The following is a 21901-nucleotide window of genomic DNA, read 5'->3' on the forward strand; positions in this document are numbered from 1 at the left end:
ATCTATCTATGGACGATTATATGGGTCAATCTTTGAATGGGGAATGAGGCATAATGAAGTCGTTAGTCAGGTTTTATATGGTTCATGAAACACTGGAAGTAGACGACCGACAGGTTTCCTTGGAGAATATTTTCAGAGAATTGGAAAGTCGTGAAAATGTGTTTTTAATAGTTTCCACAGGAGAATTTGATCCCTTTTGAATTGATGAAACGGCAACGACTCTATGTACGAGTTCTAAGGATGATGATAAAGAGGTTTGTTGTTCTGTTGAATTTACATATGTAACCTTTGCAGTAATAAAGCACCGTTCAGTTAATATTTTTGCGAACGGAACGTCATGCCAAAAAATATTCTGCTGTAGTAACGGTTCTTCTTGATCCCAAGCAGATTAAATTGAAAGAAACCTCAGCGGGTAAGTACTTGTTTATCTCCAGGTTCTGTGCTAGAAATGCTTGAAAAATCACATATCGTGGGAGGGCAATCAATGTCGAATAAGCAGGTCATCGCAAAAGTTGGGGAAGAAATCATTCACATCTCAAATTATCAGAAATCAGAGCATTGGGGAAAACTACATTGCCCTTTCTGCGATCCACCTTTAAGAGTGACTTTTAATGTGAATGGGTACTTTAAAGCTTGGCCGGATGAAGGAGGACACAATTGCCGGAAGATAGAAGCGCACTATTTTGATGCGGATTGGGAAGGAAAGGATTACGTAGAAATTATTAAATCCGAAAAGAGCTCCCTTCATGTTACTGTTGATATGGAGTCTTTAATAAACCCATTCACAACAGTTCAGAGTGGAAGCCATCGGTTAGTAAAACCGGACGATTCCTATTCCGAATTTCCGAAATATGAATTAAAAAAGAAAGTGTTTCGGGATGTAATTCGCAGTATTTATCAAATGAAAAAGCTTATAGAAAACAATAAACTCGCATCACTCGAGAAAATTCAATTCTTCTTTAAGGTGGGCAATAACAAAAGGCTTAGCATTCGCGAGTTGGTTTTGTTAGGAAATAAAATAGAAGCGGCGCCGCATTATGAACAGAGGTTTTGCATTTTTAAGGTGGACCGAATCCATCAAAAAGAAGGCGCTGTTTTCTACAATGGCTTTATTATGAATGGGTGTCAGGTTGTAGCGACATTAAAATATCCGTACCCGGTCTCGAAATTGAAAAAATTAGAGAAAGAGTTTGTTATTGCTTACGGATTAATAAAACGAGCAAAGGATAATCCTCATAAAATATTTTTGGAACTGGCTCATGATTTTCAAATTCAATCAATCGATGACTCGAGTGTCGAACAATTGTTCAGCAATAGTAACATTGAATCGTACTTTCGTACAACACAAACAAAGAAAGAATTGACCATAGCTATTAATGAAGATGAGGTAATAAAATTAGACAGTGGCAAGATCGATCGAATGGACTCTCCCCAACAAAATCCTGTATCTTTCCGAAATCAGATAGGGGTGGAGTATACTAACCCTGTCAGCCCCCCAAAAGAAAAGATGATACCTGATATTCAAGTTAGAATAAAGCCTGTTCAAAGTATAGAGGTTCCGGTTACGCCTATAAAGAAACCAGAGAAGAAGAAAGGGATTATTAAAAGTTTTTTCGAGAAGCTATTAGGATCAATGTAGTGTGTAGTAGCATCAGGGAGTCACCAAGACCCTTGAGTTCGCCGCGGGACAGAGTCGAATCAACCTGCTGCCAAGCTTCTTAAGTGCGGCCGACAACTTACTCCCCCATTACTTAGGGCTTGCTGAACAAACAAAAATCCCTGTATCCACAAGGGTTTCCGGCACTTTTCGTCGAATTCATATGCAAAGAAAACCGTGAAAAACGGATAAAACCCTTGCAGATGGAGTGAGCAGAGTTGTTCATGCTGAATGAAAATATGCCGAATTTGTTGAAGAATTTTTATTTGCCCTTTGGAGGGAAATTAAATCCTGATAATCGCTGGATTCAGCTCGCAAAGCTCATCCCGTGGGAGCGAGTTGAAGAAAAATATGTAACTTCATTCCAATCCCCGACCATCGGCCAACAGGCATATTCCGTTCGTGTGGCGCTCGGCTCACTCATTATCAAGGAGCGGCTGGGCTTAAGCGACCGCGAGACGACGCAGCAGATCAGGGAGAATCCCTACCTGCAGTTCTTCATTGGCCATACCGAATATGTGGACCAAGAGCCGTTTCATCACTCCCTCATGACGCACTTTCGGGAACGCTTAGGCGCTGACGTCATAGCTGAGGTCAACGACTGGATCGCCAAGGAAGCGTTGAAAGCGGAACAAGAGGAAGCGGCGAAGGCGAAATCAAAATCAAGCAAAGACAAAGATGACGACGATCCGGACGGCGGCCAGTTGACGATGCTTGTAGGGGAAGCCCTGTCCATCCCGGAACCGTCTCCTGTCACGGCCAAGAAAGCTCGTAAACCGATGAAGATGTTCAAAGTGCTATCATCCGAGTCCATGTCAGGTTCGAACGGGACGAATAAAGGGACACTGATGCTGGACGCCACGTGTGCGCCTGCGGATATCAAGTACCCGACGGATTTGGGGCTATTGAATCATGCTCGAGAAATTCTGGAAGGGATCATCGATACCTTGCACCGCCCGCACATAGGGCAGATGGAGAAGCCACGCACCTATCGCGAGCAAGCCAGAAAAACATACTTGAGCGTATCCAAGCAACGCAGAGCGTCAGGAAAAACGATCCGCAAGGCAGTCAAGAAGCAACTGGGCTACGTGGGCCGGGATTTACGAATCACCGAAGAGCTCACGAACCACACGCCTCTTACGGAACTCAGCAAAAGACAATACCGCCAGCTCCTCGTGATCTCCGAGTTGTACAGACAGCAGCTCGAGATGATGGAGAAGAATACGCATGCCGTCGCAGATCGAATTGTCAGCATCGAACAGCCCCATGTGCGTCCGATTGTACGAGGCAAAGCAGGCGCAAGTGTAGAATTCGGCGCCAAGGTCGCTGTAAGTTTGGTCGACGGGTATGCATGGATCGAAACGATGCAATGGGACAACTTCAATGAAGCGACAACGCTTCAAGCATCCGTGGAATCTTACAAGGAACGGTTTGGCTATTACCCTGTCGTCATCTTGGCAGATAAAATTTATCGAACCCGTGACAATCTCAACTATTGCAAAGAGTTGGGAATCCGACTAAGCGGCCCTAAGCTCGGGAGGCCCTCGAAGGATAGCCCCGGCGAAGAAAAGAAGCAAGAGCGCCAAGACGCAGCCCAGCGAAATGCTATAGAAGGAAAATTTGGAGAAGGCAAGCGCAAATTGGGGCTAGGCCTCATTCGAGCACGCGGTTCTGCGTCAAGTCAAACTGTAATCGCGCTTCAGTTCCTGGTCATGAACTTGGAGCGGCGACTACGGGTTCTTTTTTTCTTTATTTTCAAATGCTGTGGATTTAAAGATTTACGATGGGCGTAGACTGAAAAATTTTTGTTCAGCAAGCCCTATTTAAGGATGATTCCGAAGTGGCCGACATGATCCTGTCCTTGTCCAATCAGTTGAAATACGTCATAGATTACGGAGAAGAATGGGTGACTATTCGCCGAGAACTGCAGCATTTGAAGGATTATTTCTATATCATTAGCGTTCGGTATGAGAATCAGATTGAGTTAAGGTGTAAAGTTGCAGATGAAGTCGATTTAGATTGGCATATCCTGAAGCTTTCTCTACAGCCGATCGTGGAGAATGCGATCCAACATGGGCTTAGGCCTAAAGGTGGAAAAGGGACGGTCTTGGTCACAATTGAAACGAACAATGAGTTGTTAAATATCACGATTTATGACGATGGTGTCGGCATTGATGAAGAAACATTGGTTAAGCTGAATGATCAGCTCAACCATGCAGGACCAGCGGCCAAAGGCATCGGGATGAAAAATGTGCACGAACAAATTAGAACGTTGTGCGGGGAAGAGTATGGCCTTACGATCAGCAGCAGGAAGCATATCGGTACATCAGTGAGAATGCAGCTTCCCATTAGAAAGGAGATGGATAGCAATGACAATTCGAGTGGTGTTGGCAGATGACGAGCCGATCATCATCAAGGGCTTGCGTAAGTTGATCGATTGGGAAGGTCTTGGAATGGAAATCGTCGGACAAGCTTATGATGGATTAGCCCTCATGGAAGCTATAGAAATGCACAAACCCGATCTCGTTATTAGTGATATCAGCATGCCCCATCTAACCGGCATTGATATTATCAAGGAAATAAACAGCCGATCTCTGCCTGTTAAAGTCATCTTCATAAGTGCTTATCAGGAATTCTCTTATGCTAAGGATGCCGTAGTCTACGGAGCGGTCGATTATTTGGTGAAGCCGTTGATTAAATCCGAATTGGACAATGTACTCTCCAAGACTGCTGCTCTGATCGGGCAGAAGGATGAAGAGGAAAGAAGGAAAGACAAGCTTCAGCTTATCGAACAGAGAAGCCGGAACGACGAAATCCAAGAATGGCTTGTAAGGCTTACGGATCGGTCTTTATCAAATCGGAGTGAAGCCTATCAGGTTGTTCAAGAAAGATTTCCGGGACCATTTCATTCCATTGGCATAGTGGAGATCGATAGAGTGCTTGACGAACCGGAAAGATGGCCAGTACAGGAAACAAAACTCGTACATTTTGCATTGGAGAACGTCTTGACCGAGCTTCTGAGCGAATACGGCCGCGGCCAAGTGTTCTATAAGAACAATAGGTATGTCCTCCTGATGGATCATGTGCAGCAAGAGGAGCCGATCCGGTTAGCGAATGACATCAAGGAAAAAATCGAATCTTATTTGAAGTTAAAAATATCTCTGGGCATGGGTCTTCCCGTTGCGGATATCGGATTACTCGCAGACTCGTACAATCAAGCTGAACAAGCCCTGCAGATGAAATATTTTATAGGTTTGAACCTAGTCATCATGTATGAACAAGTCGAGCAGAAGCAGGGCTTCGAAGATGAAATGTATACCCTTCAATCGAAGGTCATTAGAGATCTTTCTTCGAACGCTTGGGGGGATGCTTTAATCTCCTTGGAAGAGCTGCTTGAAACGATTGAATCAGCTACGGTCGGTAATGTCGAACTAGCTGTCTCTACTTGCTTCTCTTCCACCTTGTTTATGATTCAGGAGATCAAGAATTCGGGTGTACCTCTTTCAGAATCAGGCTTCGACATCCATGATCTGCAGAAACGTCTTGCCGAATTTGAAACTTACTACGCGATGAAAAAAGGGATTGTCGAGATCATGGAAGAGCTCCACCATAGGATCGACGATAAAGCCAGTAACAAGGAAAAAATGCTGATCTTAAAAATTAAGCAATATATCGACGAGCATTACGCCGAGGAAATCACGCTTGAATCGGTAGCCGCTATTGCATTTATGAACCCGTATTACTTTAGCAGTTTTTTCAAAAAACATATGAAACAAAATTTCAAACAGTATGTGACTGAAGCGCGGATGCAGCAAGCGATGCGGCTTCTCACCCAAACCTGTATGATGATTTATGAAATCGCGGAAAAAGTCGGGTATAACAATGCGCGCCATTTCAGCGACATGTTCAAAAAAAGATTTGGAAAGCTGCCTCAAGAGGTTAGGCTTTCCCTAAAAGAGTAAAGATCTTAAATTAACGACATATTGCGCTTAAAAAACTTCATTCTAAGCCTAATTGCATGATGTTAGTCTTAGAACAAGGAAATTATTCATCATGCTGCGCACATTATGAAATAACTTCCCACTGAACCAATTACCGTCTGAAGATAATAAGGGAGGTTCTTATTCACATGGCAAAAAAACAGATGTTCACACTTTTATCCCTAATCTTGGCTCTATCCGTGATTCTCTCAGCATGCGGAGGCAACAACAATAAAGCTTCTGAATCACCAGCGGCGTCATCACCTGCAGCTTCATCGCCAGCGGCATCAGAGACTCCAGCACCGAAGGAAGTAGAATTTACAATTGGTTACGCGCCAGGCGACCCGGCAACAAGACAAGCCATGGTCGAATCCATTAAAGCATTCACAGATGCGAATCCTAATATCAAAATCAAAGATATCAGTGAAACCGGATCGGCTTCCTACCTTGATTGGCTGAAGACGAAAGACGCGGTAGGCGAATATCCGGATTTGGTTGAATTACGTGATGTCCAGGTGTTCGTGGAAGCAGGTCGAGTGGCCGAATTGCCAGCGGATTTGTTGGACATTTTCAATACTGTTCCTGAATTGGACGGCAAGAAATATGTCGCGCCAATTCTTGGTAATGCACCTCAAGGTATTATTTACAGCAAGAAAGCATATGCAGACGCTGGCGTTACTGAGCTTCCAAAAACATGGGATGATTTCATTGCTATTCAGGAAAAGCTGAAAGCAACCAACATTTCACCAATCGTGGTTGGCGGTAAGGATATTTGGCATATGGGCTTCTGGTTGAATAAGTTCCTAATCGATCAAGTTTATGTGAACGACCCGAAATGGAACTCCAAACGTACAGCCAAGCAAGTCAGCTTCACCGATGCCAACGTCGTACAAGCAATGACCGACTATAAAGACTTGTTCTCGAAATATGTGGACAAAGGCTGGTTGAGCACAGCAGATAACCAGACGGCTTCCATTCTCGTATCCGGCAAAGCGGCGCAGCTATTCTCAGGTCCTTGGATGTTCGGCCAAATTGCAGAAGCAGATCCGTCTTTTGAGTTCGGATTCTACGCGATTCCTGACCGGTCGGGCAATGTCATTGTAAACGGCTTGCCTCAATTGGCTGGTTGGTCCCTCTCGGCAGAAGCATCGAAGGATGCTGATAAAGTTGAAGCCATGAAATCGTTCATCCGCTTCTTCTACAGTACTGAAACATACACTAAATGGCTGAAAACCGCGAACGCGCTGCCAGCAACTAAGGAAGCGATCACTTATGAAGCTTCCGAGCAATTCACGCAAGTGCTCGCTTATGTGAATGATGCGAACGTGAAAAAATCGCTCATGATTAATAACTGGTGGGGCGAGGATGCCATTCCACCGCAATTCCGCAACTGGTACTATAAGCTGATGCAGGAGCTTGTGGTTAAGAAGGACGGAGACGTTCTCGAGTACATGAAACAAGCAGATACAGAATATGACAATCAAGTTGTTGCGAATAAGCAATAATATCACCAACAAAGTACGTTGATAACAAGAGCAACCTCTGCGAACGCAGGGGTTCTCCTTGTCTTCAGACAGTATTAGAGGAAGGTGGAAGAGAGAGCCATGCTTGCTAAATCAACTATAAAGAGAAAATGGTTCAATTATGCGTTTTGGTTTATTTTGCCGGCATTTTTACTTTATACTGTGTTCGTTATTGCTCCTACGGCAAGTGCATTATATTTGAGCTTTACATCCTGGAACGGGATTAGTGATGATATCCGTTATATCGGTATTAGTAACTTTGTTGAAATTTTGAATAGCACGCGGGTACATCATGCACTTAAAAATACATTAATTTTCACAGTCGCTCTGGTTATTCTGGAAAATGTTTTGGCAATTGCTTTAGCTATCCTTGTGGACAAAGTACGTTGGTTCCGCAACTTGTTCCGCAGTATATTTTATTTGCCGGTTCTGATGAGCGGCGTCGTTATGGGTTTTATTTGGGTTATCATCTTGAACTATAACTTCGGTGTCGTCAATCAATTATTGGATATGCTCGGGTTGTCGTCCTGGAAGGTGGATTGGCTCGGTGATCCTGATCTCGCTTTGATCTCGATCATCTTGTCCACTGTATGGAAGGCAGCCGGATATTATATGATCATCTACCTTGCTGGACTTCAGGGTATCCCGCCAGAGCTAACGGAAGCCGCAAGTATCGATGGTGCGAACGGCTGGCAGCAGTTCCGTCACATTACTTTCCCGCTTTTAGCCTCAGCGATGACGGTATGTATGATGCTCTCCATGATAGGTTCCTTAAAGATATTCGACCAGATCGCTGTTATGACTGACGGTGGTCCAGGCTTCGCAACCGAAACGTTGACGTATATCATCTATAAGGTTGGTTTCGGAGAGCTTAGACAAGGCTTTGGTACCGCGCTTGCGATTGTATTGTTCCTGATAACACTGCTTCTCTCCCTCATACAAATTAAAGTTCTTCGCAAAAGAGAGGTGCAATATTGATATGCAAAAGAAAAAGCTGCTTATCGATATACTGATCTTTGGCGTAACGGCATTGCTTGCGATCGTATTCTTTTTCCCCATATTTTTCAACTTTATTTCCGCGTTTAAGAGTAATGGGGAGATTCTGCGGGATGCAGTAGCTTTTCCGAAGGGCTTCTATATCGAGAGCTTTAGATATCTATTGACGGAGACGGATTATCCGCGAGCGATGGTGAACAGTGTGATTCTGACCGTTGTGTCCGTTTTCTTCATGGTTGTTGTCATTCCGATGGCTGCCTATGCGATTGAACGGACGAACAAGAAGTGGACCAATGCCATGTTTATATTCTTCTTGTTTGGTATGATGATTCCGTTTCAGGTTTATATGATTCCGTTAATTAAGGAATTGAATATGTTCCGCTTGTACGGCACTCTGGCCGGTCCAATTTTTATCTATATATCCGGCTCAGTTGGATTTGGGGTGCTCCTATTCACTAGCTTTCTGAAAGGTATCCCTCGGGAAATCGAGGAGTCGGCGGAAATCGATGGGTGCAGCAGGACGGGGATTTTCTGGAAAATTGTTTTCCCTTTGCTTGGACCCTGTACAGCTTCATTAATTGTTCTGCAAGGGCTGGGAATATGGAATGACTTCCTCATGCCAATGCTAGTTCTGCCGTCGGGCGTACCAAAAACGATGATCGTTGAAATCTTCTATTATGTCGGAGAATTCACTTCGCGCTGGGACATGATTTTTGCAGGAACCACAATGTCGCTTATTCCTGTGTTTATCGTATTCGTCTCCCTTCAGAAGTATTTCGTAAAGGGAATAGCTGCAGGTTCAGTTAAAGGATGAGGATAAAGGAGCGAGTTGAAATTGAGTCACCTAATCAATGATGAAACCAAAGCTTGGCTACATGAATGCGGCAATCAACATTCTCAAGGCTACGGACCGCCGGTTCTGCAATTGGAATGTCGATGAAGATTCGATTGTGGCGAACGGTACCGGAGCTTACCACAGTAGAAATGGGGATTTTGAAGTACCTATCATTTATGGGGACTATTTCTTCATTGAAGCGGTATTAAGATTAAGAGGTCAAGGGTTCTTGATCTGGTAGGCAATTGGAGAGGCTATTCCCTTGATTTTGAATCCGGGGAATAGCCTCTTTTTACCACAATGATCCAGTCGGATTCGGGCAATGCTTATCCAATAATTTAGCTCTTACCCGGACAAAACAGCCGCAATGTGCGCAGGTGGTTCCGTACAGCATAGCGGGACATTGCCCACATTGCTCCAGTCTTTTTGCATACTGCTCCTCGGTCACGCAGTCTTCAGAGTGAAGAGATAGTTTACTCAATATTCGATCGAGCTGAGCTTCAGTAACGTGAACATTCGCACTGCAGCCTTTGCAGTTCGCTTCTTGCTTACGTTCTTGAACCATCGGATCAACCGACTCTTAGAATGCCGACTGAAGCCGGAGGCATCGTAAGACGAATCGTTCCATCGTCTCCGCGAACGATACCGGAAAGTGGAGCAGGCTGTACGGTATTCGGTTGCGCGAAGGTGTTGTGAGCGTTCAACTCTAATGCGCTAAGTACAGTTCCCTCTGTCGCCCGATCGCTTCCGTCAGTGCCGCGCAGCTCAATCGTCAATTCAGCCTCGCGGTCATGATGGGCGTTGCACAGACTGATTTGAATCGTCCCATCGGAGCTTCGGGATGCTGATACGCTAATTTGCGGGATCGATTCGCCGCTCATTTCGTAGGGCTCGGACTGTAGGGCGATATCAAGCGCTTCCGCGTCTTGATGAACCTTAAACATCTCGAAAACGTGATAGGTTGGGGTAAGTATCATGGACGCGCCTTCCGTCAGCACGACCGACTGAAGCACATTAACGGTCTGAGCGATGTTGGCCATCTGAACGCGGTCACAGTGATCTTGGAAAATATGCAACGTTAAAGCTGCGACAAGCGCATCGCGCATTGTATTCTGCTGATAGAGGAAGCCCGGGTTCGTACCCGGTTCAACATCGAACCAAGTCCCCCACTCATCAACTATCAACGCTACTCGCTTAGCCGGATCGTATTTATTCATGATTGTCTCATGTTTGTCCAAAAGCTCGTCCATCGCAATCGCTTTGCGGAGAGTGACGAACCAATCTTGTTCGCTGAACTCCGTCGCCGAGCCTTTCTCCTGCCACGTATTCGGTATTGTATAGTAATGCAGCGTCAGAGCGTCCATGTATCGCTCTCCATCACGCATCAGCACTTCCGTCCAGTGCGTATTATAATCGTTTGCTCCGCAGGCGATCTTGACAATTTTGTTATCTCCGTAGTTACGCACGTAGGTCTGGTATTGGCGGTACAAATCGACATAAAATTCCGGACGCATGTTGCCGCCGCATCCCCAATTCTCGTTCCCTACTCCGAAGTAAGTAACCTTCCAAGGTTTCTCGCGCCCATTAGCTCTGCGCAAATCAGCCATTGGAGATTCACCATCGAATGTCATATATTCGACCCACTCCTGCATCTCTTGAACCGTTCCGCTGCCGACGTTGCCGTTAATGTAAGGTTCGCAGCCGAGCAACTCGCAGAGAAGCAGGAATTCATGGGTACCGAAATGGTTGTTCTCCACCAAGCCGCCCCAATGGGAATTTACCATACATTTTCGCGTTTCCCGAGGTCCGATGCCGTCCTTCCAATGGTATTCGTCGGCGAAACAACCGCCCGGCCAGCGCAGCACTGGGATATTCAATTTGCGCAGCGCTTCTAAGACATCGGTGCGAATACCTTGTATATTCGGAATTGGAGAATCTTCCCCGACCCAAATTCCTTCATAGATACACCTCCCAAGATGCTCGGCAAAATGGCCGTAAATATGACGGTTGATGTTCCCTTTCGTGCGATCCGCGTTGATAACGACATGATTCTTCATCTCAGCAACTCCCTTGAATTAATAACAATACTAACTGATTAATAAATATATACTCCACAATACTATTTAACCGTAAAATTTATATTAAAACAACTATAATTTTTCTGAAGCGAACCAAGCATAAGTCCATACCCAATTATTCCGTCGTTTCTTTGATCTCTCCCCCGCCAACCTCGCGTTGGAAGATCAATGGTTATGACTATTGCTCCATACCCTGCCCTTTTCCGCTCGCTGAACCATGCTTCCAACCACATCAAGGTCTTTTCCCCAATACAACTGAAACCAGCGCGGAGAATTGCCCATAACGGCGCATTGTTTAGTAATTGGGGTTGAATACGCCATTATTGGAATGCGTCGATGTTCGCACGCATGGTATCCTCGGAGCCTGCACCGCCGGCAATATAACCCAACGGTCCGTTCTGTAAAACTTGACGCGCCCTATATTCCCACTCGTAAATAGAAGACAGGAAGAGGCTGTACGGCGGAGAAATCTTGTCCTTGAATCAAAGCATTATGAGCACTATAAGCACTATGGACACGCATTTTGCATGTTACTCTCTATCACTACCCGAACTGGGCTTCTGACTATAATAAATATATGAAATCGAGTGATCAAAGTTTACAATTTTTCAATATCATTATGAGTAGAGGCTCTTGCCGCCGTTGACATGAATAACTTGGCCGGTGACGTAAGCGGAATCTTTGGCTGCAAGGTACACGAATGCAGGCGCAACTTCGAACGGTTGACCTGCTCGTCCCATAGGTATATCAGTACCAAAGGTGGCCACTTGCTCAGAGGGGTATATGCTTATAATCAAAGGTGTCCATACTGGTCCGGGTGCCACCGCGTTCACTCGAATGCCCAAATCTACAAGCGACATTGCCATCGTCCGGGTGAAAGTGACAACGGCTCCCTTAGAAACCGAGTAGTCAATAAGATTCTTCTCCCCTTCGTATGCGACTCTGGAGGCCGTATTGATGATAGCACTACCGCTCTTCAAATGGGGTAAGGCGGCCTTGACCATGTAAAATAGCGGGAAGACGTTCGTACGAAATGTGTTCTCCAGTTGTTCGTCTGATACATCCAGGATGCTCTTTGTATACGACGCAACAGCAGCGTTGTTAACCAATACGTCAAGTCGACCAAAGACATCCATGGTACGGTCTACAGCAGTCAGAGAAGTGGCAGGGTCTCGTAGATCACCTGGCAGCAACAGGCAGCGGGCGCCGAGCCTCTCCACATATTGCTTGGTCACTTCCGCATCCCGATGCTCGTTCAGGTAAACAATGACCAAGTCGGCGCCTTCCTTGGCATACGCTGCGGCAACTGCCCGCCCGATTCCGCTGTCGCCGCCAGTGATGAGTGCCACCATACCCTTCAGCTTGCCGCTCCCTTCATAGCCGGCATAATCAAAGATGGGCGGGGGCTGCATGATCCACTCCAGGCCCGGTTGCTGCTCTTGATGCTGCGGCGGAAAAGCGATTGGCTGAGTTACCACACGCTGTGTGAATCCAAGATATGGATAGACCGGGTAATATTGATCCATAGTCAGTCTCCTTCTGAAGTAGCAATTTACTTCATCGTATGAGAAAAAGCCCAGATTCGTAACCATAAAGGATGATTGCTTGGTCCGAGACATAAGAAATTTCAGTTCGGTCATTAAAAAGCATGATAGGTCAGTTTTTCGCCTTTATAATGGATTGTTTTCGGGTGAACAAGCGCTTAAAATCGAATGAAAAGCGACTTATTCGGCATTTTTCGAGGATCTTTAGAACCGCACTCAGGATCATGCCTGATATCGATATTGAGAGGAGTATATCATTCTAATGGAAGCCTATTTATTCGTGCATTTTAAGGAAAAGAAAACCCCTGATGGCGAGCAAGTATATTTTGCTCTCAGTACTGACGGGTTTAACTGGGAAAAGGTAAACGGAGGACAACCCATTCTCTGGAGTGAAAAAGGTGATAAGGGAGTCCGAGACCATACAATCGTTCGAACGAAGTATGGAAAATTTTATATCCTTGCCACCGACTTAAGCCTTGCCAACTGTTTTCATACCAAGTACGAGGGAAACTGGGATAACATTACTAAGGGGGGGAGTAAATTTCTCTCCTTGTGGGAATCGGACGACCTTGTGAACTGGTCGGAGCAGAGAATGATCGAATTAGGGGGTAAGGATTTCGGCTGTCTTTGGGCGCCGGACGTGATATACGATCAAATGGAGGATGATTACGTCATTCACTGGTCGTCGGCTCATACATCCAATAATTTCGGACATAAAGCAATCTATTTTACTCGAACAAAGGATTTTGAAAGCTTTACTAAACCACAGTTACTTTACCGGAAGGAAGACAGTGGAGTAATTGATTCTGCCATCTACGAGGAGAACGGCATGTTCTACCGCTTCTTGAAAAGCGAATCAAACCCCATTGGGATTATTCTGCAAAAGGGAGAAACCCTAACTGGTGAATACGTAACAATTGAGGAATTTAATGGGGAAATGGCTAAGCTTGGCCACCCCGCCTATGAAGCACCTACAGCGTATAAGCTGAGCAATGGTAAATGGTGCCTGATGCTGGACTTTTTCGGTGTCGAAGGAGAAGGACAGGGATATGTTCCTTTTATAGCAGATGAGATTGATAGTGGACTCTTTATCCGATCGGATGAAAGCTTCAGCTTCCCTTACCGCTTCAAGCACGGAACTGTGCTTTCAATAACAATGGAAGAGTACAACAAAATAAAAAACTGGTATTAACAAGGACCAGACAAGAGAAATGGCTTGTCTGGTTTTTTCATAATCATCCGGCATGTGCGCTCTGTTGGAAGCGTTATCTTATTGACCGTGATGACTGAACTATATAATTTTTCAAGCTTAAGGAAGTACTATCACTTATAGAACAATAATCGATTGGCAGCTGCATTGCGGAAGCTGGTCGGCGTAAGATTCGTCATCTGTTTGAACGATTTCATGAAATGCTGGCTGTCATGAAAGCCGAGCTGCATCGCGATTTCATTTATGTTCATATTCGTGTCAGTCAACAGGAAGGAAGCGGCTTCGATCTTCTGCTGCAAAATAAACCGTTTGAGCGGCACCCCGGCAATTTTGGAGAAAAGGTGCGATAAATATTTGGCATTGTAGCCGAAGTGCTCCGCAATATTTGAAGTCTTAAGCTGTTTATCCTGGTTCCACTTGATGTAGTCAACAATGTCGTTATATAGCTGCAGCTGTTTCAACTTTGGCTGGGAGGCTTTCCTGACTCTAAAAGCTTGATTGCATAGCTCGCACAGAATACTAGTTGCCAAATAGTTATTCAGCGTTGGATCTTGATAACTTCGAATAGAATCCTGCAGTTGTTTCATCATGACAATAAGCTTGTCCGCACTGCTTAAAGTGCCTTTGCTTGGAATCGCGATTGATCCGGACGGGCATTCATAAGCTTCTTCATCATAAGCAACGGTCGGTTGATTGTCTGATGTAAAATGCAGCCAATAAAAACTGCAGTCGGATGCCCGGTAGCCGTACTGATTGGTCCGAGGAGGCATGAGCAGATAATCGCCTTCGTGCAAGACGTGTTTCTCCTGTTCATCCGCGATATACAAAATACCCTTCGTCTGCACGAAAAGTTCGTAATCCATCAGCATTCTTCTCATGTGCATCCAATCGGGAGAGGGAGCAATGAACTTCCCCGTCATAACCAGCTGCAGCGGTTTCTCTACTTGAAAAGTATGGACCGTCACATGGATCGCCGCCCTCAAACCTTTTTACACCTGAATGAGGTGCACTGTTCTAAGTATACAAGGTATTCGTACGATAACAAATCCTGTTGATGTGTTGTTCGCTGATTTCACGCATATGTCTTTTTTACACGAATTCAATCGTTTTTCCATTTACCACTCCATTCATTTAACGATAATCTGTAGAGGAATAGTTGAGTGGGAGGGGTAAGGATCATGAAAGCTAAGTTGATGCAGGACACATTGCAAGATTTCGGATTAGATCAGGTAACGCTTACCGGCGAATATCAGGTTAATGCCTTTGAGAAAGAAATTCAATATTTACGGAGCTACGATGTCGATCGCTTGCTGGCCGGATTCCGGGAGACCAAGGGGCTGGCGCCCAAAGCCGAGAAATACCCCGGTTGGGAAAATACAGAGATTCGCGGACATACGCTCGGTCATTATTTGACAGCGTTAGCGCAGGCATACTCCCAATTGAGAGATCCAGCATTGAAGGAAAGGTTATCATATATTGTTAGCGAATTATCGCAATGCCAATTTAGCAGCGGTTATCTCTCAGCGTTTCCTGAGACACTCATCGATAATGTTGAGAAGAAGCAGCCGGCGTGGGTTCCCTGGTATACGATGCATAAGATCATTGCAGGGATAATCGCCATTTATCATGCAACCAAATCGCAAGAGGCACTCGATATTGCAGTGCGATTAGGCGACTGGGTCGCGTCCCGAACATCACAATGGTCAGATGAGCTTCAAGCTACCGTTCTGGCAGTTGAATATGGCGGGATGAATGACTGTCTCTACGACTTGTACAAGATTTCCGGCAGCCGGAAGCATCTCGACGCGGCTCATAAATTTGATGAGCTTCCTTTGTTCGAAGCGATCCAGCAAGGCAGGGATATTCTAGCAGGGAAGCATGCCAATACGACGATTCCTAAATTTTTAGGAGCCCTGAATCGTTATTTGGTCATGGGTGAGAGTGAAAGCTTCTACCTGGATGCCGCCAAGAAGTTTTGGGATATCGTCGTCTATAATCACAGCTACATGACCGGCGGCAATAGCGAGTCGGAGCATTTCGGCGAACCGGATATTCTCGATAGGAAACGTACGGATATCACCTGCGAAACCTGTAACAGCTACAACATGCTGAAGCTGACCCGCGAATTATTCAAGCTCACAAAGGATAGAAAATACGCGGACTTCTATGAGACAACCTATATCAACGCGATTCTCTCCTCGCAGCATCCGGAGACCGGGATGACCATGTACTTCCAACCGATGGCAACGGGGTACTTCAAAATCTACAGCTCGCCCTTCGAGCATTTCTGGTGCTGCACTGGCACGGGGATGGAAAGCTTTACGAAGCTGAATGACAGCGTCTACTATCATAAAGATGATGAGCTTTATGTGACTCAATTTGTAAGCTCGACCCTTGACTGGCGACAGAAGCAAGTGAAGCTAATACAGAGCTCCGGCATCCCTGATTACGATCAAGTGACGCTAAAGATTGAGACCGAAGATCAGCAAGCCAAAGTTTTTAAGCTCCATATTCGCGTTCCGTATTGGGTCAGAGGGAATATCGAGGCCAGATTGAACGGCGAACCAATCGCTTTAGACACTCGTGATCACCGCATCGTGATGGATCGGGAATGGCAGCATGGCGATACGCTTGCTTTGACTCTGCCTATGAATGTTATCGTATCGCGGCTGCCGGATAATCCGAATGCGGTTGGTTTCCAATACGGACCTGTTGTGTTGAGCTCTGCATTAGGCACTGAGGATTTGAGCAAAGCTCAAACGGGCATTATGGTTGAAGTGCCGACCCGCAAAATGCTAATAAAGGATTTCTTGATTCCGACCGGAATGCTCCCGGACCAGTGGCTGGAAGGGATTGATCGGCATCTTGTGAAGGAAGGCAGTAGGCTTGTATTCAGGCTGCGAAATACGGACGAGGATGACCGGCTCATCTTCACCCCCCATTACAAGCAGCATCAGGAGCGATACGGCATCTACTGGAACATCGTCGAACCGGATTCCAAGGAGTTGAAGCGGCACTTGGAGCAAGCGAGAGTGGAACAGCTTGTGAAAGAAGCGACGATTGACAGTGTTCAAGTAGGCAACGATCAGTATGAATTGCAGCATGAAGTTAAGGGAGAAGAAACAGTCAGCGAAGCAAGGGAAGGCCAGAACGGGAGAATGGCGACTCCCGGCGGATGGTTCAGTTATAAGCTGAAAGTGATTCCGGGCACGAAGAACCTGCTTCAGGTGACATACCTATCCCTGCATAATGACCGTATAATGAATATTTATGCGAATGGCAAACTATTGATTAGCGAACGGTCGGCTCCGGAGCACAGACGCGAATTCGTTACGAAAACCTATTCTATTCCGGAAGCAATGATTAATGGGCAAGATCAAGTGGAGTTTAAGTTTGTGCCGGAAGATAAGCGTAATGGAATTTTCGGCGTCCTGCGAACGATGAGATCAAACATTAAAGAATAGAACCTTAGTCATCATAACCTAAGTTCGGTTTTGTCGAGCGATCTTTCTTGACGTAACCCGGGCTTGGGTTTTTTAAAAAAGTGATATAAGGTTTCATGCGAATTTCACAAAAAAGCTGGAGCTGATGTATTCGCTCGAATACACAGCATTGTTTCCACATGCCTAAAACAAAGCCTCCGCGTTTTGAATTAGATTTACTTATGTAACATTCTATTTCTGTATGAAATTTCATACATAACAACTCCCGCTTCGACATTCTGCTTAATTGTGTATGAAATTTCATACACAATAGCTCCTGTTACAACATTCTACTTAATTCTGTATGAAATTTCATACACAATAGCCTTTAATTCCATTTATACTTTTGTTCATAATTCCAACATTTATCGATAACTGAGCCTTAAACATAAAGAAAAAGTCTCCGTATCTGGAAGACCTAAGTAGTAACGATAGTTTTTGTGTGCTCGGAAAATTGGCGGAAATATTCACAATAAAGCACGATAAGTCAGTTTTTAGCCATAATAATTGATTGTTGCCGAAAGAACAAGCACTTACAATCGAATCAAAGAAGAAAAGGAGATGAAAAGCGGTGACCGTTGAAGAAAATCAATTAAGAGATTCATTTTCAAATCCAATCGTTCTACAGCGCGCAGATCCTTGGATCTATAAACATACAGACGGATACTACTATTACACGGCTTCTGTCCCGGCGTATGATTGTATTGAACTCAGAAGGGCTGCAACGATACAGGATTTGGGGACCGCCATTCCTGCGGTCATATGGACGAAGCATGCCGAGGGCCGGATGAGTGCTCATATTTGGGCGCCTGAAATCCATTTTATAGATAACAAATGGTATATTTATTTTGCAGCTGGAGGATCGGATGAGAAGAAGGACGAAGTATGGGAGATTCGTATGTACGTTCTTGAGAATGAAGCCGCTAATCCGTTGGAACTAACATGGGTAGAGAAAGGTCAGCTTATATCGAATTGGGAATCGATGGCTCTGGACGCTACGACCTTCGAGCATCAAGGTGTACGATATCTCGTTTGGGCGCAAAATGACCCGCAAATGAAGGGCACGAATCTCTATATAGCTGAAATGTCCAATCCATGGACCCTTAGAGGCAAGCAGGTCATGCTCACGAAACCGGAATATTCATGGGAAACTGCAGGCCATTGGGTTAATGAAGGTGCTGCTGTTCTGAAGAAGAACGGGAAAATATATATCGTTATTCGGCAAGCGCCACGGATGATCGTTATTGTATGGGGCTGCTAACTGCTGCGGATACAAGTGAATTGTTAAACCCGGATTCATGGACCAAATCGCCGGAGCCTGTTTTCAAATCCAATGAAGCGACCGGACAATACGGACCTGGCCACAACTGCTTTACGGTATCGGAGGATGAATCGGAGGATATTATGGTCTATCATTCCCGCAACTATAAGGAAATTGTTGGCGAACCGTTATATGATCCTAACCGTCACACACGAGCGCAAAAATTAGGTTGGAATGAGGACGGAACTCCAGACTTCGGAATTCCTGTTGAGGATAGTGATATTCGATCTATGAGGGGAACACGATCATGAATATCCAAGGCGAATTAAAAATACAAACCAATCAAAAAGGTCCTGTTTTATGGAATAAAGATTATAATCCAGTGGCAGGCAATCGGATCGAAAACATTACATTCCGAAACATCACGTATAACGTCATTCAGCGAGAAGGAAGGTTGATGATCTATGAAAGCACCATTATTTAGAGATCCTATATTTGATGGAGCGGCGGATCCTGTTGTCATATGGAATAGGGAGGCCAAGGAATGGTGGATGATATATACGAACCGCAGGGCGACAGCCGAGGATCGGAAATATGCTTGGGTTCATGGAACCGACCTCGGAGTAGCTTCATCGACGGATGGGAACGAATGGGTGTATAGAGGAACGCTTACGGGGCTTGAACTGGAATGGGGGCACAATACCTTTTGGGCGCCGGAAATTTTCTGGCATGACGGAATCTACCATATGTACGTTTCGTATATTCAAGGTGTCCCGGAGGATTGGGGCCGACAGGCCGATATGCTTCATTATACAAGTCCCGACCTCCTGAAATGGACGTTTCAGTCCAAGCTTCAAATTAGTGAACAGAGTATAATTGATGCTTGTATTTATCAGCTTCCAAGCGGAATATTCCGGATGTGGTTTAAAGAGAATAACCATACGTATGCTGCGGACAGCAAGGACTTATATCACTGGGACCGTGTAGGAGCAGTGATTTTGGGACGCGGACATGAAGGGCCGAATGTATTTCATTTTAAAAATTATTATTGGTTGATTGTGGATGAGTGGAGAGGGCAGGGGGTGTATCGCTCCGATGATTTGATCAACTGGGAGCCAAACGGGTTAATTCTCGATAAGCCAGGCAGCAGAGAAGATGATGGAACAATCGGTTTGCATGCAGATGTTATTGTTCAGGGAGAAGAAGCTTTTATCTTTTATTTTACGCATCCTGGAAGGATAAACGGAATCGAAACACCGACCTACGAGACAAGACGTTCATCCATACAGGTGGCAAGATTAGAAGTAATAGACGGTCTATTGATCTGTGAGCGGGATCAACCGTTTGAATTAATGCTGAAGCCGGAAGTATAACATTAGAGGAGGCTATCCCGTCGCTTTTCAGCGTCAGGATTGCTTTTGTTTTTCAATATGACGATAAAATGATGTGGCTTAATTTCTACGAACGGCGTGTCGTCGAACTTCGCTAGGATAGAGGTTATAATTGTTAAGATTAGGGCATATACGCAATTCCTCTCTGTTTGTTACGATAAATGAGTAGCAGATGAACATTTGAGAGGGGACACACAATGAAAAGAAATAAATGGGTCGCAATGTTGCTTACGCTTGTTATTACAACTTTGGTCGGATGCTCTTCCGGGGGGAACGGCAATTCAAATCAAGCCAGCGAATCGAATCCGGCTCCCAGTGAATCGGCGACGGCGCAAAATGCCGACGGAAAATTCGAGCCTCCGGTGACGATTACGACCGCTCGCCCGGTTGGAGGAGACTATACCTTCTACAATGGAGAAGATATTCACAACAACGTTCATAATAAATGGGCGAAGGACAAGCTAGGCATTGAAATCAAGGATCTTTGGAACACGGCTGACAACGATGCTTATCATACGAAGCTCAGACTTTCACTGACAACGCAAGATCAACTGCCCGACGTGTTCATCGTGCAAGACGTCAACTTGATTGCCGACCTCATTCAATCCGGCAAGGTGAAGGACATTGGGGAAGATTTCGACAAGTATGCATCTGAACGGATTAAAAAGGTCTATTCGGATAACAGCGGCGCATTGAATCAAGTGAAGAAAGGTTCGGAGCTATTGGGGCTTCCGATCTTCTCGGGCGGCGATGGAACGAACCCCGTCCTATGGATTCGCCAGGATTGGCTGGATAAATTGAAATTGAAAGCACCTACGACTATCGAAGAATTCGAGACAGTCATGGATGCTTTCACCAATCAAGATCCGGACGGCAACGGCATAAAGGACACTTTCGGATTTAGTTTATCGACTCGGAACGGATTCTCCAACTGGATGTCCGACGTGAGCTTTATCTTCGGCGCGTATACCGGTAAATTTATTCCGTTTCATTGGCAGAAAGCCGATGATGGCAGCTTGAAATACGGATCGATTCAGCCTGAAATCAAGACAGGCCTTGGAAAGCTTGCGGAATGGTACAAGAAAGGTTATTTGGATCCCGAAATGGCGGCAATTGACGAAGTGAAAGCAACGGAGAGCTTTATCCAAGGCAAATCGGGTATGATCGCGGCTCCATTCTGGGCTGGCGGATCGAATGGCTGGCCGCTCGGGGATGTTAAGGGGAACAACCCGGATGCCCTGCTCAGAGCATATGTGCTGCCGACCGGGCCAGATGGCAAATCTGCTCGATATACCGGATTCGTCAATGAACGCAAAGTTATGATGTTTAACAAAGATTTCAAGCATATGGATGCTTTCTTCCTCTATATGGATAAAATATATGATAATCCATTCGAAACGGGCGATTTCAAAGACGGCTTCTTCGAAGGCTATGATTATGCGATTGTAGACGGCAAACTAGAATATGATTCAAAGAAGTTTCCAACTCCTAATGATAAGGTAGCTTCGCCAAGTAAGTATACTCTGTTCTGGAATACGCCTGCCATACCGTTTCAAGGTTCTGTAGATTTCGACTATATCTACAAAGGCGGCGAGCCTACGAAGAGAGCACACAATCAAATACTAGTCGCGGATAAAGAACAAATCCGCGCGGGCGCTTTGAATTATGAAATGACCGGCATTAATGCGCCGACCGAGTTCCTGGGCGCTCCTACAGAAACGATGAGAAGTAAAGGCGAAAACTTAAAAACGATGGAACTGGAGACTTTCGCCAAAATCATCTATGGCAACGAACCGCTGGATCAATTCGATAAGTTCGTAGCGGATTGGAAAAGCAAGGGCGGCGACCAAATCGAAAAAGAAGTTAATGAATGGTACAAAAGCGTGAATCCGTAAGGAAATCGAAAAAAGGCTGAATCTGAGTATGTTGTCTCAGGTTCAGCCC

Annotated in this window: 17 protein-coding genes and 1 pseudogene; 14 read left to right on the forward strand and 4 right to left on the reverse strand. The window is 45.2% G+C overall.

Features of this window, described 5'->3' with window-relative positions; translation table 11 throughout:
* Positions 1 to 484 precede the first annotated feature (484 nt).
* The 8 genes from ACESLK_RS24340 (at position 485) to ACESLK_RS24375 (ending at position 9232) form a co-directional block, all read left to right on the forward strand.
* A complete protein-coding gene (locus tag ACESLK_RS24340) occupies positions 485 to 1639 on the forward strand; it encodes a hypothetical protein (RefSeq protein ID WP_373232317.1) in 1155 nt (384 codons plus the stop codon).
* Positions 1640 to 1875: 236 nt separating this feature from the next.
* Positions 1876 to 3450 carry an IS5 family transposase gene (locus ACESLK_RS24345; RefSeq protein WP_373232318.1) on the forward strand — a complete coding sequence of 525 codons (1575 nt, stop codon included), beginning with the start codon at positions 1876 to 1878 and terminating at the stop codon, positions 3448 to 3450.
* An 8-nt stretch (positions 3451 to 3458) separates the two neighbouring features.
* The gene (locus ACESLK_RS24350) at positions 3459 to 4055 is read left to right on the forward strand and encodes a sensor histidine kinase (protein WP_373232339.1); all 597 of its coding nucleotides are present in this window, start codon (positions 3459 to 3461) and stop codon (positions 4053 to 4055) included.
* Positions 4027 to 5619 (forward strand): response regulator, encoded by a 1593-nt coding sequence (locus tag ACESLK_RS24355; protein WP_373232319.1) that lies wholly within the window; start codon positions 4027 to 4029, stop codon positions 5617 to 5619. Before ACESLK_RS24350 ends, ACESLK_RS24355 begins: the two co-directional genes overlap by 29 nt.
* A gap of 167 nt (positions 5620 to 5786) precedes the next feature.
* Complete coding sequence (locus ACESLK_RS24360) at positions 5787 to 7142, forward strand: ABC transporter substrate-binding protein (RefSeq protein ID WP_373232320.1); 1356 nt, start codon at positions 5787 to 5789, stop codon at positions 7140 to 7142.
* A gap of 99 nt (positions 7143 to 7241) precedes the next feature.
* Positions 7242 to 8138, forward strand: a complete 897-nt coding sequence (locus ACESLK_RS24365) for a carbohydrate ABC transporter permease (RefSeq protein ID WP_373232321.1) — start codon at positions 7242 to 7244, stop codon at positions 8136 to 8138.
* A 1-nt stretch (position 8139) separates the two neighbouring features.
* A complete protein-coding gene (locus ACESLK_RS24370) occupies positions 8140 to 8970 on the forward strand; it encodes a carbohydrate ABC transporter permease (RefSeq protein ID WP_373232322.1) in 831 nt (276 codons plus the stop codon).
* Positions 8971 to 9007: 37 nt separating this feature from the next.
* Positions 9008 to 9232 carry a hypothetical protein gene (locus ACESLK_RS24375; RefSeq protein WP_373232323.1) on the forward strand — a complete coding sequence of 75 codons (225 nt, stop codon included), beginning with the start codon at positions 9008 to 9010 and terminating at the stop codon, positions 9230 to 9232.
* Between the two features lie 51 nt (positions 9233 to 9283).
* On the opposite strand, the gene ACESLK_RS24380 is transcribed toward ACESLK_RS24375, so the two are convergent.
* The 3 genes from ACESLK_RS24380 to ACESLK_RS24390 form a co-directional block, all read right to left on the reverse strand.
* Positions 9284 to 9556, reverse strand: a complete 273-nt coding sequence (locus ACESLK_RS24380) for a DUF6171 family protein (RefSeq protein ID WP_373232324.1) — start codon at positions 9554 to 9556, stop codon at positions 9284 to 9286.
* A gap of 4 nt (positions 9557 to 9560) precedes the next feature.
* Positions 9561 to 11048: an alpha-N-arabinofuranosidase gene (locus tag ACESLK_RS24385; protein WP_373232325.1), complete on the reverse strand. Its 1488-nt coding sequence runs from the start codon at positions 11046 to 11048 to the stop codon at positions 9561 to 9563.
* Between the two features lie 638 nt (positions 11049 to 11686).
* The gene (locus tag ACESLK_RS24390; RefSeq protein WP_373232326.1) at positions 11687 to 12595 is read right to left on the reverse strand and encodes an SDR family oxidoreductase; all 909 of its coding nucleotides are present in this window, start codon (positions 12593 to 12595) and stop codon (positions 11687 to 11689) included.
* 280 nt (positions 12596 to 12875) lie between these two features.
* Here ACESLK_RS24390 and ACESLK_RS24395 point away from each other — a divergent pair, with 280 nt between their 5' ends.
* Positions 12876 to 13805, forward strand: coding sequence for a glycoside hydrolase family 43 protein (locus ACESLK_RS24395; RefSeq protein WP_373232327.1), 930 nt, complete (start codon positions 12876 to 12878; stop codon positions 13803 to 13805).
* 131 nt (positions 13806 to 13936) lie between these two features.
* On the opposite strand, the gene ACESLK_RS24400 is transcribed toward ACESLK_RS24395, so the two are convergent.
* Complete coding sequence (locus tag ACESLK_RS24400) at positions 13937 to 14788, reverse strand: AraC family transcriptional regulator (RefSeq protein ID WP_373232328.1); 852 nt, start codon at positions 14786 to 14788, stop codon at positions 13937 to 13939.
* A 213-nt stretch (positions 14789 to 15001) separates the two neighbouring features.
* On the opposite strand from ACESLK_RS24400, the gene ACESLK_RS24405 reads away from it, so the two are divergent.
* The 5 genes and pseudogenes from ACESLK_RS24405 (at position 15002) to ACESLK_RS24425 (ending at position 21852) form a co-directional block, all read left to right on the forward strand.
* Positions 15002 to 17287, forward strand: coding sequence for a beta-L-arabinofuranosidase domain-containing protein (locus ACESLK_RS24405; protein WP_373232329.1), 2286 nt, complete (start codon positions 15002 to 15004; stop codon positions 17285 to 17287).
* A 589-nt stretch (positions 17288 to 17876) separates the two neighbouring features.
* Positions 17877 to 18877, forward strand: a pseudogene (locus ACESLK_RS24410) (glycoside hydrolase family 43 protein).
* Positions 18874 to 19050, forward strand: a complete 177-nt coding sequence (locus tag ACESLK_RS24415; protein ID WP_373232330.1) for a hypothetical protein — start codon at positions 18874 to 18876, stop codon at positions 19048 to 19050. The pseudogene ACESLK_RS24410 and the gene ACESLK_RS24415 overlap by 4 nt, the downstream one beginning before the upstream one ends.
* A complete protein-coding gene (locus ACESLK_RS24420) occupies positions 19031 to 19939 on the forward strand; it encodes a glycoside hydrolase family protein (protein WP_373232331.1) in 909 nt (302 codons plus the stop codon). The genes ACESLK_RS24415 and ACESLK_RS24420 overlap by 20 nt, the downstream gene beginning before the upstream one ends.
* A gap of 215 nt (positions 19940 to 20154) precedes the next feature.
* Complete coding sequence (locus tag ACESLK_RS24425) at positions 20155 to 21852, forward strand: extracellular solute-binding protein (RefSeq protein ID WP_373232332.1); 1698 nt, start codon at positions 20155 to 20157, stop codon at positions 21850 to 21852.
* Positions 21853 to 21901 lie beyond the last annotated feature (49 nt).

The organism is Cohnella sp. (assembly GCF_041640265.1).
GTDB lineage: Bacteria > Bacillota > Bacilli > Paenibacillales > Paenibacillaceae > Cohnella.